This window comes from Arthrobacter sp. 147(2020), from assembly GCF_013116715.1.
Taxonomy (GTDB): domain Bacteria; phylum Actinomycetota; class Actinomycetes; order Actinomycetales; family Micrococcaceae; genus Arthrobacter_D.
In genome coordinates this window covers 22,523-38,778 of the sequence record NZ_JABFOM010000009.1, presented here as the reverse complement: position 1 = coordinate 38,778, position 16,256 = coordinate 22,523, and the positions used below count along the sequence as shown (strand labels likewise).

The following is a 16,256-nucleotide window of genomic DNA, read 5'->3' as shown; positions in this document are numbered from 1 at the left end:
GTTACCGAAATGGGATGCTCTTGGTACGCTTCATTCCATGCAGCCCACCGATCCCCTCACGTCTCATGCCGTGGCCCCCGGCGCTGTGTCGCCCGGACTGCATGCCTCGGTCATCGACCAGATGGGACTGGCAATCGGTGCAGGCGAATGGGCTGCCGGATCGGTGATGCGGATCGAGGAACTGGAGGAACGGTACGGCGTCTCCCGCTCCGTCATCCGCGAGGTGCTCCGTGTTCTGGCGTCAATGGGCATGGTCGAGTCACGACGTCGGGTGGGCGTGCAGGTGCTCCCCGCCACCGAGTGGAACCTCTACGACCGCCAGGTGATCCGATGGCGGCTGGCATCACCCGGACGGGTTGCGCAGCTGCGGTCACTTACAGAACTGCGCACAGCCATTGAGCCGCAGGCAGCCAGACTGGCGGCTTTGCGTGCACCGCTGGCCGATGCCAGTGAGCTCATGGGCCTGGCCGGGAAACTTTGGGCGGCAGGCCAGAACGGGGACACCGAGCTCTTCCTCACCCTCGACATCCAGTTCCATCGCCTGGTCCTGTCGAGCTCGGGGAACGAAATGTTTGGCAAACTCAATTCCCTGGTTGCCGAGGTCCTCACTGGTCGAACCCACTACGGCCTGATGCCCGAGCACCCTCATGAGGAAGCCTTGCAGATGCACGTCGACGTTGCCAGCGCCATCCAGCGCGGCAACCCGGTGGACGCCCACCACTCAATGCTCGCCATCATGGAACGCGCCATGACCGAAATGAGCACACTGTGGAATGAGGCGGCACACAAGTAGCCTTGCGGAAAGACTGCGGCTACTACTTGGAGCGGAACTGACATGGAACTGATGCGACTAGGCGAGCCAGGCCACGAAATTCCGGTGGTCCGCCAGTACGGCACGGTGTACGACGTCCGCGCCCTCACCCGCGATATCGACGGGCCGTTCCTCAGGGAACACGGAATCGGGAGGGTCCGTGATGCGCTGGCCGCCGGCGAGCTGCCGGAGCTTCCCGACGCCGCGTCCCTCCGTGTGGGCGCACCCGTAGCGACCATCGGCGCCGTCGTCTGCGTCGGCCAGAACTACGCGGCACATGCGGCAGAAATCGGCGACCTGCCACCGGCTGCTCCCATCATCTTCTTCAAGCACCCCAACACCGTGGTGGGACCGAACGACGACGTCGTCATCCCGCCGGGCGCCCAGAAGGTGGACTGGGAGGTGGAACTGGCCGTGGTCATCGGCCGGCGTGCCTCCTACCTGGGCAGCACCGAGGAGGCGCTGGCGTGCATCGCCGGGTTCACCATCAGCAACGATGTTTCCGAACGGGACTACCAGATCGGCCATTCGGGCGGTCAGTGGTCCAAGGGCAAGTGCGCGCCCACCTTCAACCCCATGGGACCCGCCCTCGTTCCCTTCGACGAAGTAGCCGACCCGCAGGCACTTCGGCTGTACTCGGCCGTGAACGGCGAAGCCCGGCAGGATTCCACCACCGCGGACATGGTCTTCAGCGTCGCTGAGATCATCCGCGACCTGTCCCAGTACATGGCCCTGGATCCGGGCGACGTGGTGAACACCGGCACCCCGGAGGGCGTCGCGCTCTCCGGGCGGTTCCCCTACCTGGCCGCGGGCGACGTCGTCACGATCGGCATCGAGGGCCTCGGCGAGCAGGTCCAGCGCATGGTCGCCGCCACCGGTCACACCACATAGGCGAGCGAATTTCGCTCCCTTTTCCCGGGTCCAGAGGGGCTTCCCCGGCGTAAAATTTGGGGTACCGGAAATGGTGCTGCGAGCCAAGGAGAGCTGCGATGGAACGGACCCCAGAGGATCCTCATGTAGTGGTCGGCGTCGATGGTTCGGAGCCCTCCATCCTCGCCCTGCGGCTGGCCGCGAAGCTCGCTCCCGCGCTCGGTGCCGAGGTGCACGCCGTCGCCTGCTGGGACTATCCACGGATGTACGAGGAGTATCTCCTCCCCGACATGACCATCTTCGGAAAAGGTGCACAGAAGCGCCTCGATGATGCTGTTCAGGAGGCGTTCGGCGACGAGACGCCTCCGGGATTCACCAGCACCATCGTGCGCGGACATCCGCCGACCGTGCTGGTCGAGGCCGCCGCCAGGGCGCAGATGCTGGTAGTCGGCAGGCGTGGTCACGGCGGTCTCCGCGGCCTGCACCTGGGATCCGTGAGCAACGCCTGTGTCGCCCGTGCCGTCTGCCCGGTGGTGGTGGTGCACGACGACGGCAAAGCCGAACCCCACCACCGCTGGCGGGACCGCCGGGCATCGATGGGCTGACGGATAACTGTCGTGGTGTAATGCTTGGACAGATGGTGATGTCCGGGCAGGTGTCGGGCGTCGCCGCTCACTGATCTGCGTTTCGTCAGAGAGGACGAAAATGCCTGAGTCACGGTTAGACCTGATCCCGCCGCCCCTGCAGGGTCCGCAGCGGCGCCTCGACACGGTGGCCGAACTGGCCCGTGATTTCGCTGGGCGCTTCGACCTGCAGCCGCTCCTCGAACGGATCCTGGGGCACGCCGTCACCCTGTTGGGCTGCGGCTCCGGGTCCATTTCCCTCGTCAACGAATCCCACGGCACCTATTCGAAAAAGGTGGACTTCGGGGTCGGCTGCCAGGAAGGGCAGACCTTCCCCCTGCAGGAAGGGGTCACCGGGCGGGTGGTCCGCAGCCGGTCCACGGTGATCCTGCGCAGGTACTCCGAAGTGGACGGCGGCCACATCGCCCCCGACGATCCCCGGTGGAACTGCGCGGTGATTGGCGTACCCATCCTCTGGGAGGAACGGGTGATCGGCACCTGCACCATCTTCGCCGCGGACCCGGACCGCGAATTCACCGACGACGACGCCGGCCTGGCCGAGCTCTTCGCCAGCCAGGCGGCGATCGCGCTGACGAACTCCCAGCTGCACACCCGCGCTTCGGTGCGTGCCCGCGAAGCGGCGATCGCAGCGGAACGCGAACGGGCGGTACGCGACGTTCACGAGGCGGTTGGCCGATCCCTTGCCGCCCTGCTCCTCAGCCTGGACGACGCCGAACGAGCCGTGCGCGACGACGGCTCCGAGCCTGCCGTCGCGGTACGGCACATCGGGACGGCACGCACCATCGCCCACGACGCGTTGACCGAGACCCGGCGCACGGTCCTCGGGATGGGCCCCGCGTCGCTGGCGGGCCGTGATCTGGATACAGCGTTGGCCGCTGAACTGTCGTGGACCGAGTCCATGTCCGGGGCCCAGACGAAACTCACGGTGATGGGGAGCCCACGCCCCCTCACCCCGGAAGTCGACCACCAGGCGTTCAAGATCATCCAGGAGGCGCTCGGGAATGTTGTTGCGCACTCGCGGGCTACCGCTGTCCGGGTGGGCCTGGTCTATGAACCCGCTGCGATCGGTGTCCTGGTGGAGGACAACGGGTGCGGCTTCGACCTGGCCGCGGCGAGCGGCCAGCAGCAGAGCCTGCCAGCGGGCTGCCTCGGGCTGCATGGGATGACCTCGCGGGCTGCCCATCTGGGCGGGGAACTGCAGATCGACACGATGCCCGGCTGGGGCACCACAATCCGTGCCACCCTCCCGGACCAGCTGCCGTCCAGGAGCGGTCACCCGCCAGCGCGGTGGAAGGTGCTGATCGGCACCGACAAGCCGCTCGTCGGCGCTGGCCTGGTCCGGTTGCTGCAGCTGAGCGAACCGGCGGTACAGGTCGCCGCGGAGGTCGGTTCGGCGGCGCAGCTGGAGGATGCGCATCAGCTCCTGCACCCCGACATCCTGGTGGTCGACCTGGAGATGGTGCAGCGGGAGGCACCCGATTCGCTGCTTAACATCAGGCGCAGCGACCCCGGCGCTGCGATCGTGGTGCTTACCGATCACCCGACCGCCGCCCAGATCCAGCTGGCCCGGGAGGCGGGAGTGCGCGGGTTCATCAGCCAAAGCGCCGACGGCGAGACTCTCGCGAGAGTGATCGTGGCCGCCGGTCAGGGTCAAGCCCTGGTGGATGGCGAGCTATTCGATGAGCTCCTGCAGTCGGCCGCCGGCCGGGACGCCGGGCCGGACACCTTCACTGCCCGCGAGCGCCAGGTGCGGACCATGGTGCTGAAGGGCATGGCCGACAAGCAGATTGCTCGCGAGCTGCTGATCTCGGTCAAGACCGTCGAGAAACACGTCGGGTCACTGCTGCGCAAGAGCGGTGCGCGCAACCGCACCATGCTGGTCAGCATGAACCTCACTGACCAGCCGGGGAGCGGTGCCCTCGTGACCTAGATGTCCCAGTGCACGCGGGCGGTGCCCGCTAGAACACGCGTATCGCAATCTCGGCGGGGGCAGCCAGCAGGGACTCGATTTCGTCGTCGAGCCGCACCAGGGTGATCGAGGCGCCCGCCATGTCCAGGGAGGTGCAGTACTCCCCCACATAGCTGCGGGCCACTGTGATGCCCTTGGCTGCCAGTTTCTTGTGCGCCACCCCGTACAACAGGTACAGCTCACTAATCGGGGTACCACCCAGCCCGTTCACCATCAGGGCCACCCGGTCTCCGTCCTGGTAGGGCAGGTCCTTCACCACCGGCTCAAGGATCTCGTCCACCAGCTCGTTCGCGGGCATGATCTTGGCCCGGCGCCGGCCCGGTTCGCCGTGAATACCCACCCCCACCTCAATCTCGTCCTCGCCCAGCTCGAACAGGGGGCTCCCCTTGGCTGGAGGGGTGCAGGCGGTGAGCGCCACCCCCATGGTCCGGGTCACCGAGTTCACTTTTCCGCCGATCCGGACCACCTCATCCAGGTCCGCCCCGCGTTCAGCTGCCGCGCCGACGGCCTTGATAACGAAGAAGTTTCCGGCGACGCCGCGCCGGCCAATGGTGTAGGTGGAGTCGGTGACGGAGACGTCGTCGTCAATGAACAGGGTCTTCACGTTCAGGCCCTCGGCGGCCGCCATTTCCTGGGCCATGTCGAAGACCATCTTGTCGCCGGTGTAGTTGTTCACGAGGAGCAAGACCCCCTTGGGGGAGGCCAGCAGTTTGGTGGTCTCGTACACGTAGTCGAAGGGTGGAGCGGCGAAGACGTCGCCCGGGCAGGCTGCGTCGAGCATGCCCGGTCCCACCGCCATGACGTGCGCCGGTTCGTGGCCGGACCCGGAGCCCTGCACGATCGATACCCTGTCCTCGCTCGGGCTGTCGGCACGCTTGATCAGGTTGTACTCGGGGACATACTCGAGTGTCTCCGGGTTGGCCAGCGCCAGCCCCTCTAGCATCTCGGGAACAAACTGTTTGGGGTCGTTTACGAACTTTTTCATCAGGTCTCCACATCGTTGTGCTGAATAAACTCGTGTTGGTCGGGTGGGCTCGGGCTCAGCGGACCGTCCATTCGCTGGTGAGCCGTTCGATCATGATGGCCACCGCCACCGCTCCCGCGTCGGGTGAGCCAATACTGCGCTTGCCGCTGTAACTGGCCCGCCCTCGTCTGGCCTCAAGCGAGCTGGTGGCGTCGGCAGCGGTCCGGGCAGTCTGGGAGAACACGGCAAGGCATCCGGCGGAATCGGTGCCGTTGGCGAGCTCTTGTTCCAGCGCATCGGTGGCGGGGACGACGGCGTCGAGCAGGGTCTTGTCGCCGAGCTCGGCGTTGCCGCGGGCCTTGATGCCGTCGGTCGCCGCCCGCAGCATCGCGACCACCGTGGCACCATCCACCCGGTCGGAACCTTTGGCGGCGGCGGATGCCTTCAGGAAGGCGGTGCCCCAGAGGGGTCCGGAGGTGCCGCCGATCCTGCTGGTGATGATCACTGCGACCTGTTGCAGGAAGGTGGCGGGGCTGTCCCGTTTGAGGGTGTCCCACTCGGCCAGGACCTTCTCGAATCCCCGGGCCAGCGAGTAGCCAAGGTCACCGTCGCCGACGACGGCGTCCAGGTCGCCAAACTCCTTCTCCTTTTCCACAGCGGTCTGGGCGATGGACCGGACAACAAACTCGACGTTCTCCAAGTCGGTCATGATTCCTCCGATCGGGTGGGGGTGGACGGCAGGTCGAGGAGCTCCTGGAAGGTCCGCAGAGTCACGGTCGCTCCCACGTCGATGCCGTGCGGGTTCTCCAGCACCTCGGCGGGTTCATCGTCGTCGCCCGGGTCGCCGAGCGAACTGACCACCAGCGAGGCGCCGGTGAAATCCTCGTCCCGGGTGAAGCCGCTGACGGTGACCACCGTGCGCAGTCCGGCGGCGACGGCGGCGCGCAGCCCGTTGGCGCTGTCCTCCACCACAATGGCCTCCCCGGGGTCGAGGCCCAGGTCGTCAAGGACCAGCAGGTAGATGTCCGGGGCGGGCTTCTTGGCGGGCACCACGTCACCGGCGAAGATGGTGAACGAGGCAGCCAGTCCCACCCCCACCGCATGGGTGAGGACCGCCCGCACCGCGGGTTCGGCCGACGTGGACGCGACGGCAAGGCCCCACCCGGCGAGGTGTGCTTCCTGCACCACCCGGAAGATGCCCGGCCGGGCCGGCATCACGCCGTCGTTCACCAGTTCCGTGTAGATGGCTGTCTTGCGTTTGTGCCAGGCCAGGATCGCCTCGTCCTTCGCCTCCTCGCTGGTCAATCCCAACTGCTGGCTCAGCTCGTCGGTGAGGATGCTGCGCATCCGTTCCTTGCCGCCGCCGATCAGTACCTTCTGCGCGTACTCCTCGACGGTCCACTGGACGGGCACGCCGAACTCTTCGAAGGTTTTGTTGAAGGCGGGAAGGTGACCAAACTGTTCGGTATCGGCGAGCACGCCGTCGCAGTCGAAAATCAGCGTGGGCATGATCAGTGTCCGGCTTTTCCGGCACTGCCGAACTGTTCAGTCAATTCTTTGACCAGGGTGATGATGTCTGCCCGGGTGTGTTTGAACAGCGACGGCGGATCCCACTTCCCCGCCTCTTCGGCCTGCTTCAGGAACGCCAGCCCGGACTGCATGAAAGTCTCCTTCAGCGCCGTGGAGATGTTCACTTTGGCGCATCCCCGGGCGATGAGGTCCTGGAACTGTTCGGTACTGAGCCCGCTGCCGCCGTGGAGGGCGATGGGGATGGAGCGCGCCTCGACGATCTCGGTGACACGGTTGGCGTCCAGCACGGGCGCCGCCTTGTAAGAGCCGTGGGCGTTTCCGATCGAGGGTGCGAACACGTCAATCCCGGTGGCGTCGATGAAGGCCAACGCGGTTTCGAGGCTTTGCCGCTTGGCCACCTGGTCGGACCCGTGATCGTCCTCGACGCCGGTGATCGCCTCGATCTCGCCCTCCACCTGGGCGTCGTAGCTGCGTGCTTCCCTCACCACCTCGATGGTCTGCCGCTGGTTTTCCTCGACCGGAAGCTCGGAGGCGTCGAACAGGACCGAGTTCCATCCGGCCTTCAGGCATTCGGTCACCACCGCACGGTCCGGACAGTGGTCAAGGTGGAGGGTGACCGGCACTTCGATGCCCCGGGTCATCGACTGCCACATGTCGAAAAGCACGCGGGATCCGATGCTCCGGACCGTCTTGACCGAGGTCTGCAGGATTACTGGTGATCTGCTTTCGACGGCCCCCGCAAGGACCGCTTCCATGGTCAGGTCGTTGAAGATGTTGATGGCCGGCACACCGTAGCGCGCGGCGAATGCTGGATCGAGAATGTCTTTCAGTGGCACAACGCCCACGGCAAACCCCCTTGTTGGCTGGTCTCCACGCTAGGCGAGCGAACCCAGGCGGGGATAGGAGGGAACACCCTCCCCCACCTCTGGGGGTTATCACCACCACCGGCGCCTCCCGGTGTGCGGTGGAGCTGGTTGGCTGGTCTAGCTGGTAAGTAACTTCGCCAGGAGGGCTGGGTCCACCGAGCCGCCGGACACTATTGCCGCAACCTTCGCGCCGCGGGGAGCGAGGTCGTGCAGCCAGGCGGCGGTGGCGACGGCGCCGGACGGCTCGGCCACCAGCCGGCCCTCGACCGCGATGTGGCGGACCGCTGCGAGGATCTGCTCCTCGGAGACGGTGACGACGTCGTCGACGTAGCGCCTGATGTGTTCCCACGGATGGATACCGACAGCTGGGGTGCGCAGCCCGTCGGCGACCGTGCGGTAGGTGAGGGCGGTGTCCCAGGTGATGCGGCGCTGCTCTCGCAGGCTTTCGGCGGCGTCGGCGGCCAGTTCCGGTTCGACGCCGATCACCTGCACCTCGGGGCGCAACGCCTTGATGGCGGTGGAGATTCCAGAGATCAGCCCGCCGCCCGAGATGGGGACCAGGACGACGTCGACGTCGGGCAGCTGCTCGATCAGCTCCAGGCCCACGGTGCCCTGGCCGGCGATGATCCGGAGGTCGTCGTACGGGGGGACCTCGACGTATCCGTGTTCGGCGGCGAGTTCAAGGGTGTGGCTGTCCCGCTGGGATGCGGGGACCAGAACCACCTCGGCTCCCAGTGCTCGGACGGCGGCGACCTTGGTGGGTGGGGCGGCGTCGGGCATCACGATCACCGCGTGCAGGTCGAGGCGTTTCGCGAGCCACGCGACGGCGCGGGCGTGGTTGCCCGAGGACTGCGCGATGATGCCGCGGTCGCGGGATTCGTCGAGGACCTGCGAGATGGTGTTGTAGGCGCCGCGAAGTTTGAAAGCGCCGGTCGGTTGCAGGGATTCAGCCTTCAGGTGCAGCACATCGGTTGGCCGGTCAGGGTGGGGCAGCGCAACAATCGGGGTGCGCAACACCAGGTCCTGGATGCGGTTGGCGGCGGCGCGGATGTCGTCCAGGGTCACCAACTCGGCATCAGTGCTCGGAGTCGACTGGTCAGCGGTGGCGATGGCGTTGTCCATAGGTGGATCTTACGCCGTCCACCTTTCTTGGTAAGCAGGCTGCTAATTGGCGGTTAGCCTGGACGGGTTGCTCACAGGAAAGTGGGCGACGTCACAACAAAATGGGGGATACATGAAAAAGCGAACAGCAGGACTGTCAATTGCGGTAGCAGTTGGGTTCACCGCGTTGTCGGCAACACCCGCCCTTGCGGTAGCTCGTCCGTTCGAAAACTGCGACGCAGCAGCCGCCGTGGGGGTTTACAACATTCCCGCCGGTACGCCTGGCTACCAGCTGAAGCTGGACGCGGATAAGGATGGCTTCGGGTGCGATGCGGCTGGTACGCCGGCGTACGACCCATCGATTGTAGATGCCCTTGTTGTGCAGAACACTCCTCCCGTCGACGAAGTGGTTGAGGCGCCAGTCGTCCAGGTCCCGGCAGCCCCGGTGCCTGCTCAGGTTCAGGAGATGCCCGTGGGCGGCGCTGAGACCGGCGTTGCGCAGCAGCCCGGCACTGATATGGGCGCTCTCGCGCTGGGCGGCGGTTTGGTTCTTACCGCAGCTCTCGGCGGGGCGTACCTGGTGCGCCGCGCGGCCATCCAGTCATAGGGTTCGCACCTAGATAGACAATCTCTACGGAGAGTTGTCACGGTCGGTGTAGCCGCTCCGGCGTCTACACCGACCGATTTCGTTTAACCTGCCCCCCGGTATCAGACCAGCCGCTCCTCCCGGGCGATGATGGCCGCCTGGGTCCGCGACCGGCAGCCAAGCTTGGTCAGTATCCGTGACACGTGGGTCTTGGTGGTGCCCGCCGAGATGGTGAGCCGCACCGAGATGTCCCGGTTGGACAGCCCCTCGGCGATCAGAGCGAGCACCTCGGTCTCGCGGTCCGTCAGCTGGTCCTCGGGTGCGCTGATGCCCGGGATGGACGCGGTGTCCTGACCCGCAGCGAGGCGCGATGCATCCCGGTCCAGGGTCACGTAGGCCTCCAGCAGGCGACGGGTCGCTTCGGGGTCGATGACGGCGTCCCCCGCGGCGACCCGCCGGACCGCGTCCAGCAGCGCTGTCGGTTCGGCCGTCTTGAGCAGGAACCCGGCCGCCCCGGCCCGGAGTGCGCCGAAGATGTACTCGTCAATGTCGAACGTCGTCAGGATCAGCACCTGGGCCAGGCCGGCGCCAACGATGGTCCGGGTGGCCGCAATCCCGTCCATTCCGGGCATCCGCACGTCCATCAGGACGACGTCGGGGCGCAGCGCGGTCGCGTTGGCCACTGCCGCGTTGCCGTCGGATGCTTCACCGACCACCTCGACGTCGGACGCCGCCTCCAGGATGAACCGCATGCCGGCCCTGATCGCTGCGTGATCGTCAACGAGGAGTACCCGGATCGGTGTGCCGGTCATGGATTCACCGTCGCCGGGGAAGTGAGCAGCGGGAGGACTGCAGTTACCGTCCAGTGGTCGGCAGTCGCGACGGCTGTCAGGTGTCCCCCGATGGCGGCTGCCCGTTCCCTCATCGAGGTCAGGCCCAGGCCGAGGCCCGGCGGAGAGTCAGTCCCGGCTGCCGCCGGCAGGGTATTGCGAATGGTAATGCTCGCGTTAGCCGGGTCGCGGTCCTTGATGACCTGCACGCTGACCTCAGCGTATGGGGCGTGCTTGGCCGCGTTGGTGAGCGCTTCCTGCACAATCCGATACCCGGCCAGCTCGGAGGCCGCGCTGACGCTCCCCTCCGGAAGCTGGGCCAACTGGTTGTCGACCGTCACGGTCAGGCCGTTGGCACGGGCCTGGTCCGCAAGGGGCTGAAGGTGGGTCAGCCGCGGGAAGGCGGCGTCGTCGTCGGGCGTGGGCGTGGCTTCCGCACCGGGTTCGACGTCGGGGGTGCGGAGCAGGGCAATCATGGTGCGCATGTCCTCCATCGATTCGAGGGCCGACCGGCGCACCTGGGCCAGCGCGGCCCGATCCTTGGCCTCGGCGGGCGGGGTGGCCAGCGCTCCACCCGAGTGCAGGGCGATCGCAGAGAGGTGGGAGGCGACGACGTCGTGAAGGTCCCGGGCGAGCGAGTCGCGTTCCTGCCGGACGGCCTGCTGCCGGCTGGCGAGCGAGAGGCGCTCGACGGCGTCGGCCCGGGCGGCCGCGACCTCGGCGAGCTCGGTCTTGCGCCGCACGTCCATGGCCCACCAGAGCGGTGCGTTGAAGAGAAGACCCTGCTGCATACCGATCAGCACGGTCAGGCGGAGGTCGGCGGTATCGGCGAGCACATAAATCATTGGTGCAGCGACGAGGCCGCCGGAGATGATCCACAACGCCCTACGCACCCGCGGGGAGCCAATCAGCGCCGCTGTATAGAGCAGATCGAAGAACGGGAGGAAGGTGGCGATGCTGCCGCCAAGAAGGGAATCACCCGCGAGCGCCACGAAGCCGATCAGCAGGGTGGTCACCGGCGCGCGCCGTTTGAAGACGAGTGCCACACAGGACACGGTGAGCGGTATCGCGAACCACCACCGTTCGTCGTCGGTCAGTTGCACCAGTCCTATCTGGGAGCCCCACACCCCGGTGAGCCCCAACCCGATCAGCAGCAGACCGCAGACCAGGGTGATGGCTGCGGTGGGTGCGTCCCGGCGCAGATTGGTGTTGTCCACCAGTTCATTGCATCACAGCTGTGCCGGGCTGGGGTCGGCCGAAAGTTGTACTGGTACGGCGGAGATCAGCCTTATCGCAGACGCAGCTTGGCGGTCCGCCGCCGTACCGTCGCTGGCATGACACTTGCACTTGCTGGAGCGCTCGCCGCGCTCGCCCTGATCGATTCCACGAGTTTCGGCACCCTGATGATTCCGCTGTGGTTGATGTTGGCGCCCGGGCGGATGCGGGTGGGCCGGATCCTGCTGTTCCTGGTGACGGTGGCGACCTTCTACTTCGGGGTGGGGTTGGCGATCCTGTTTGGCGCGGAGGCTGCGATTGAGCGATTGGGCGGCCTGTTCAGTTCCCGGATCATGCTGACGGCGCTGTTTGTGGCGGGGATTGCCCTCGTCATCTGGAGTTTCCAGCTGGAGGCTAAAGCCAAGCGGGAGAAGAAAGAGGGGGCGCCGCCGTCGTCGCGCATCCTGCGCTGGCGTGACCGCGCGGTCGGGTCTCCGTCCTCCGATGCCGGAAGTGGGTCGGGCGGGGTAGCGCTCATGGGGTTGGCGTTGGGCGCCGGGACGGTCGAGGTGGCCACGATGCTTCCGTATCTGGGGGCGATTGGGCTGCTGACCACGTCGGACGTCGGCTGGCCGCTATCCGGCGGAGTCCTGGCGGCATACTGCCTGGTGATGATTCTTCCGGCGCTGGTGTTCCTGCTGCTGCGCCTGGTGGCGGCGCGCTGGGTTGATCCGGTGTTGCTGAAACTCGACGGGTGGCTGACCCGCAACTCGACCAACACCCTGTCCTGGGTGGTGGGGATCCTCGGCGTCCTGCTGGTGGTCAACACGGCCGGTGAGGTGCTCTAGTTCAGCGCTGATGCCGTTGTTCCGGTTCGCGGCAACTGGCAGTATGTGGCGGATGGACGAGAACGAGGTTATTGAGTTCGTTTCCGGCTTGCCCGGTGTCGTGTCACTCACCGCGAGCGCTGCTGATGGTTCACCCGAGAGCGCGTGGGGAGATACCTTCTTCTTTTACGATCCCGACGGCGACATCCCCGACACTCATCGGTTCCCTTTCGCGACAATTGTCGGCTCGAACTACAAGGGCTTCGACGAGGCGTCCGATCTTGACCGGCCGGGAATCTTCAGGGTGAATGTCGCAGCCGGTCGGTCATCGTTTGAATCGCTTTTCGGGCGGTCGCCGAAGGACGCTGCCGAGCACCTTTCGGAGTACGACGTCGCCGCGTCGGATGTCCTGTTTCCGCACCCAAACTATGCGTCGCAGGCCTGGGTATCGGTGATCAACCCCGCGGAGCGGACCACGGCTGAGCTGAGGTCGCTGTTGGAACTGGCCCACGATCTGGCGCGGAAGCGACACGACCGGCGCGGTTAGGGAGCTCCTAGGGTGCCTCTCCTTTCTATCGCGCCGGTGGCTCCCATGGTGTTAAGACGGTCGATCCCCGGACATACAGCGGATGGCGGGGATGCCCCAGCTTGGTGGTGCCCCAACATTGAAGCGTCACGCCATTAGCCCGGAGCATCGCGTGGACGTCTCCTGACCGTTGTCTCGCAACCTTGTGACCACTCCATGCCGCGACAATTGCGGTGCTCTCGCGGGCCGCCGCCAAGAGGTACTCGTCATTCGCGGGCCCAACAGGATCAGCAGCCGTCACGAGGACCTCAGGATCAGTGCTGCGAAGCGCAAACAGGTTGAGAACTCGCAGGCCGTCGGCACCGGCCGACTTCGCGAGGGAAATACACCTTCGAAGGGTCGGGTCGTCCAGCATGCCATCGGCTGTCGACGGATTCAGCATGATTACAGTGAGAACCGCTGTCGGATCGGCAATTGACCACTGCCTGCTGAGTTCATACCTGTAGTCCCCATCGATTGCGGCGGACCCGGTCGACGGGGATTGATGCGGTGATTTATCCATGTGTTCCCCCAGTTACCATGTTTGTCCGCGAAGTCTACGACAGCACGAGCGCACGATGACTCATGCGGCGGAAAGGCTCCATGCTTCAATGGAGCCATGCGTAGGGATAGGAAACCTCCGAGAATGAACAAGCGGGCCGCCCGGGGGCTCGGGTTCAGTGCGATCCTTCTGATGCTGGTCTTCGCCGCCTATGCAGTTTTCCAAGTCGCCACCGGGGCTGAGGCGTGGTCCATTGCACTGACAGCCGTCTTCGCCCTCGCCTACGCTGGCTCGTTCCTCTCGCTGCGAAGGAACCATCTCCTTCCGCACCGGCAATAGGCAGCCCTACCCCTAGCCGTCGAATCCAAACCGGAGTAGACAGGGCCTATGAGTAAATCACTGGGGGTCGCGGCACGGTTGGCCGAGGCGTTGGCCATTGTCCTGGGTACCGAGGAGATCCCGCTCCGGCTCAAGGCCTGGGATGGGTCGGAGGCCGGGCCGGCCGGAGCGCCGGTGATCGAATTCCGTTCACGGCGGGCACTGCGGCGGATGCTCTGGTCCCCCGGCATGCTTGGCCTGAGCCGGGCGTATGTGGCGGGTGACATTGACGCCCCCGGCGACCTCTACGAAAGCTTCACAGCCCTCAGCGCCGTCGGGAAGTTCGCGGACCTCGAACCCTTCAGCCCCCTCACGCTCCGCGAACGCAGGAAGCTGCTGGGCACAGCGATCCGGTTGGGTGCCGTCGGCCGCAACCCCACTCCCCCTCCTGAGGAAATCACCATCGACAAGGTCGGCCGGAAGCACTCCAAGAAGCGTGACGCCGTCGCGATTTCCCATCATTACGACGTCGGCAACGACTTTTATGCGCTAGTCCTCGGTCCGTCGATGGTCTACTCGTGCGCGGTGTGGGACTCCCCCGACACCGGACTCGATGCAGCGCAGACGGCCAAGATCGACCTGGTCTGCCGCAAGCTCGGGCTGCAGCAGGGAATGCGGGTGCTGGATGTGGGCTGCGGGTGGGGCAGCTTCGCCCTCCACGCGGCGAAACGATACGGGGCCGACGTCGTCGGCGTCACCCTCTCCACCGAGCAGGCCGAGCGTGCCCGCAAACGGGTGGCGGAGGCAGGGCTGACCGGCCAGGTGGAAATTCGGGTCCAGGATTACCGCGACGTCGACGACGGCCCGTTCGACGCGATCAGCTCCATCGGCATGTCCGAGCATGTGGGGCGCGAACAGATCGGCGGTTACGCGAGTCATCTTTATGACCTGCTCCGCCCTGGCGGCCGGCTGCTGAACCATGCCATCTCATGGAACGCCGGGGACACGATGCGCCCCGACCCCGACTCGTTCATCCCGCGCTATGTCTTTCCCGACGGCGAGATGCTCAGCCTGACCGTGATGCTCGGTGCCCTTGAGTCGGCGAAGTTTGAGGTGCTCGACGTCGAAGCGCTGCGCCAGCACTACGCCCTCACCCTCCGCGCCTGGGTGCAGAACCTTGAGGACCATTGGGAGGAGGCTCTCAGGCTGACCACTGAGGGTCGGGCACGGGTGTGGCGGCTGTATATGGCGACGAGCGCGCTCGGCTTCGAGAACGGGCTGACCGGCGTGAACCAGGTGCTGGTGCAACGTCCCGGTGGAGACGAACCTCCGCTGCGACGGGCAGAGTGGCTGTAGGCTGACCGCTAAACGCCTGCAGCGCCTGGCTGCGGTCAAACCCGTGAAAGGCACCCATGACGCAAGCGACTGTCCTCAAGAACGGCCACGTGTTCGACGGCGAACGCTTCCTCTCTGGCCCCACCGACGTCGTCTTTCGGGACGGTGAGATCGTCGCGGTAGGACGCGACGCCGGATTGGCCGAGGAGTACGCGGAGGCCACCGTGGTCGATTGTGCAGGACGCACTGTGTTGCCGGGCATCATCGACCTGCACGTTCATGTGATGACCTCGACCCCCGGTTCCATCCAGTCGATGGTGGAACCCTACTCGTTGCAGTTTTATGAATCCGTCAGGAACCTCGAGGCAACGCTGCGGGCCGGTGTCACGACGGCGCGCGACGCTGGTGGCGCCGACCTGGGTGCCAAGACGGCTATCGAATCGGGGCTCATCAAGGGTCCGCGGCTCCGGTTGGCGGTCAGCATCATGTCGCAGACCGGCGGACACGGCGACATGTGGCACCCGTCAGGTCTTGAGTCCCCCGATTTCGGTCCCCACCCCGGCCGCCCGAGCGGGATTGCCGACGGCGTCGAGGAAGTCCGGAAGGTGACCCGCACCCTGCTGCGGGCGGGAGCCGATCAGATCAAGATCTGTTCCACCGGTGGCGTCCTCTCGCCAACCACCGATCCACGACACTCCCAGTTCACTCCCGCCGAGATCGCCGTGATCGTCGAGGAGGCCGGGATGCAGGGCAAGTACGTGATGGCCCACGCGCAGGGGACGGCCGGGATCATCAACGCCCTGCAGGCGGGTGTCCGCACGATCGAGCACGGCATCTACCTCACCGACGAGGCAATTCAGCTGTTCCTCGATTCCGAGGCCTACCTGGTGCCGACTCTTTCTGCTCCCCTGGCGGTGATCCGCAAGGGTGAATCCGGAGCTAGCGGTCTATCCCAGCAGGTCATTGATAAGGCGCAGCGGGTTGCGGAGGACCACCGGCAGTCAGTTGCCCGGGCCATTGCGGCTGGCGTGAAGATCGGGATGGGCACAGATGCCGGTGTCGGCGCCCACGGCGACAACCTGGAGGAGCTTGCCCTGATGGCCGACGCGGGCATGAACCTTGAGCAGGTGTTGGCCGCTTCCACCTCGGTGCCCGGGGAGCTCATCACGCCGGTGGGCGCTGTGGGCCGGTTGGCCGAGAAGCACCTGGCCGACGTCGTCGTGCTTAATGGGCTGCTGGAATCGGCTGAGCAACTGGCTGGGTTGAGGGGCATGATCGGGCAGGTTTACCAAGACGGCGTGCTGCAGTTCACGGAGGGGTAGC

General features: G+C 65.9%; 17 protein-coding genes. 10 read left to right on the top strand and 7 right to left on the bottom strand.

The genetic code is table 11. The features are described from left to right. Positions 1-37: 37 nt before the first annotated feature. From HMI58_RS08535 to HMI58_RS08520, 4 genes are all read left to right on the top strand, one after another. Complete coding sequence (locus HMI58_RS08535; RefSeq protein WP_171619013.1) at positions 38-793, top strand: FCD domain-containing protein; 756 nt, start codon at positions 38-40, stop codon at positions 791-793. A gap of 42 nt (positions 794-835) precedes the next feature. Further along, a complete protein-coding gene (locus tag HMI58_RS08530; RefSeq protein WP_171619011.1) occupies positions 836-1,702 on the top strand; it encodes a fumarylacetoacetate hydrolase family protein in 867 nt (288 codons plus the stop codon). A 98-nt stretch (positions 1,703-1,800) separates the two neighbouring features. Then, a complete protein-coding gene (locus HMI58_RS08525) occupies positions 1,801-2,286 on the top strand; it encodes a universal stress protein (RefSeq protein ID WP_171619009.1) in 486 nt (161 codons plus the stop codon). Between the two features lie 100 nt (positions 2,287-2,386). After that, a complete protein-coding gene (locus HMI58_RS08520; RefSeq protein ID WP_171619007.1) occupies positions 2,387-4,255 on the top strand; it encodes a GAF domain-containing protein in 1,869 nt (622 codons plus the stop codon). A gap of 28 nt (positions 4,256-4,283) precedes the next feature. Here the strand turns inward: HMI58_RS08520 and dhaK are convergent, their stop codons facing one another. From dhaK to HMI58_RS08495, 5 genes are all read right to left on the bottom strand, one after another. Beyond that, positions 4,284-5,279 carry a dihydroxyacetone kinase subunit DhaK gene (gene dhaK / locus HMI58_RS08515; RefSeq protein ID WP_171619005.1) on the bottom strand — a complete coding sequence of 332 codons (996 nt, stop codon included), beginning with the start codon at positions 5,277-5,279 and terminating at the stop codon, positions 4,284-4,286. Between the two features lie 55 nt (positions 5,280-5,334). Next, positions 5,335-5,967 (bottom strand): dihydroxyacetone kinase subunit DhaL, encoded by a 633-nt coding sequence (gene dhaL, locus HMI58_RS08510; RefSeq protein ID WP_171585545.1) that lies wholly within the window; start codon positions 5,965-5,967, stop codon positions 5,335-5,337. Next, the gene (locus HMI58_RS08505; protein WP_171619003.1) at positions 5,964-6,767 is read right to left on the bottom strand and encodes an HAD-IA family hydrolase; all 804 of its coding nucleotides are present in this window, start codon (positions 6,765-6,767) and stop codon (positions 5,964-5,966) included. The genes dhaL and HMI58_RS08505 overlap by 4 nt, the downstream gene beginning before the upstream one ends. A gap of 2 nt (positions 6,768-6,769) precedes the next feature. Then, positions 6,770-7,633 carry a class II fructose-bisphosphate aldolase gene (locus HMI58_RS08500; RefSeq protein WP_171585547.1) on the bottom strand — a complete coding sequence of 288 codons (864 nt, stop codon included), beginning with the start codon at positions 7,631-7,633 and terminating at the stop codon, positions 6,770-6,772. Positions 7,634-7,771: 138 nt separating this feature from the next. Next, positions 7,772-8,776, bottom strand: coding sequence for a threonine/serine dehydratase (locus HMI58_RS08495; protein WP_171619001.1), 1,005 nt, complete (start codon positions 8,774-8,776; stop codon positions 7,772-7,774). Between the two features lie 112 nt (positions 8,777-8,888). Between HMI58_RS08495 and HMI58_RS08490 the strand changes: the two genes are divergently transcribed. Beyond that, positions 8,889-9,362, top strand: coding sequence for an excalibur calcium-binding domain-containing protein (locus HMI58_RS08490; RefSeq protein ID WP_171618999.1), 474 nt, complete (start codon positions 8,889-8,891; stop codon positions 9,360-9,362). Between the two features lie 101 nt (positions 9,363-9,463). Here the strand turns inward: HMI58_RS08490 and HMI58_RS08485 are convergent, their stop codons facing one another. Both HMI58_RS08485 and HMI58_RS14945 read right to left on the bottom strand, forming a co-directional pair. Beyond that, complete coding sequence (locus HMI58_RS08485) at positions 9,464-10,153, bottom strand: response regulator transcription factor (RefSeq protein ID WP_171618997.1); 690 nt, start codon at positions 10,151-10,153, stop codon at positions 9,464-9,466. Then, a complete protein-coding gene (locus HMI58_RS14945) occupies positions 10,150-11,388 on the bottom strand; it encodes a histidine kinase (RefSeq protein WP_171618994.1) in 1,239 nt (412 codons plus the stop codon). The genes HMI58_RS08485 and HMI58_RS14945 overlap by 4 nt, the downstream gene beginning before the upstream one ends. Before the next feature lie 117 nt (positions 11,389-11,505). Here HMI58_RS14945 and HMI58_RS08475 point away from each other — a divergent pair, with 117 nt between their 5' ends. The 5 genes from HMI58_RS08475 (at position 11,506) to HMI58_RS08450 (ending at position 16,255) form a co-directional block, all read left to right on the top strand. After that, entirely contained in the window at positions 11,506-12,234 is a 729-nt protein-coding gene (locus HMI58_RS08475) for a GAP family protein (protein WP_171618992.1), read from the top strand. Positions 12,235-12,286: 52 nt separating this feature from the next. Continuing rightward, positions 12,287-12,760, top strand: a complete 474-nt coding sequence (locus HMI58_RS08470) for a DUF6194 family protein (RefSeq protein WP_171618990.1) — start codon at positions 12,287-12,289, stop codon at positions 12,758-12,760. 664 nt (positions 12,761-13,424) lie between these two features. After that, positions 13,425-13,619 carry a hypothetical protein gene (locus HMI58_RS08460; RefSeq protein ID WP_171618986.1) on the top strand — a complete coding sequence of 65 codons (195 nt, stop codon included), beginning with the start codon at positions 13,425-13,427 and terminating at the stop codon, positions 13,617-13,619. A 48-nt stretch (positions 13,620-13,667) separates the two neighbouring features. Continuing rightward, a complete protein-coding gene (locus HMI58_RS08455) occupies positions 13,668-14,954 on the top strand; it encodes a cyclopropane-fatty-acyl-phospholipid synthase family protein (protein ID WP_171618984.1) in 1,287 nt (428 codons plus the stop codon). A gap of 56 nt (positions 14,955-15,010) precedes the next feature. Beyond that, complete coding sequence (locus tag HMI58_RS08450) at positions 15,011-16,255, top strand: amidohydrolase family protein (protein ID WP_171618982.1); 1,245 nt, start codon at positions 15,011-15,013, stop codon at positions 16,253-16,255. Position 16,256 lies beyond the last annotated feature (1 nt).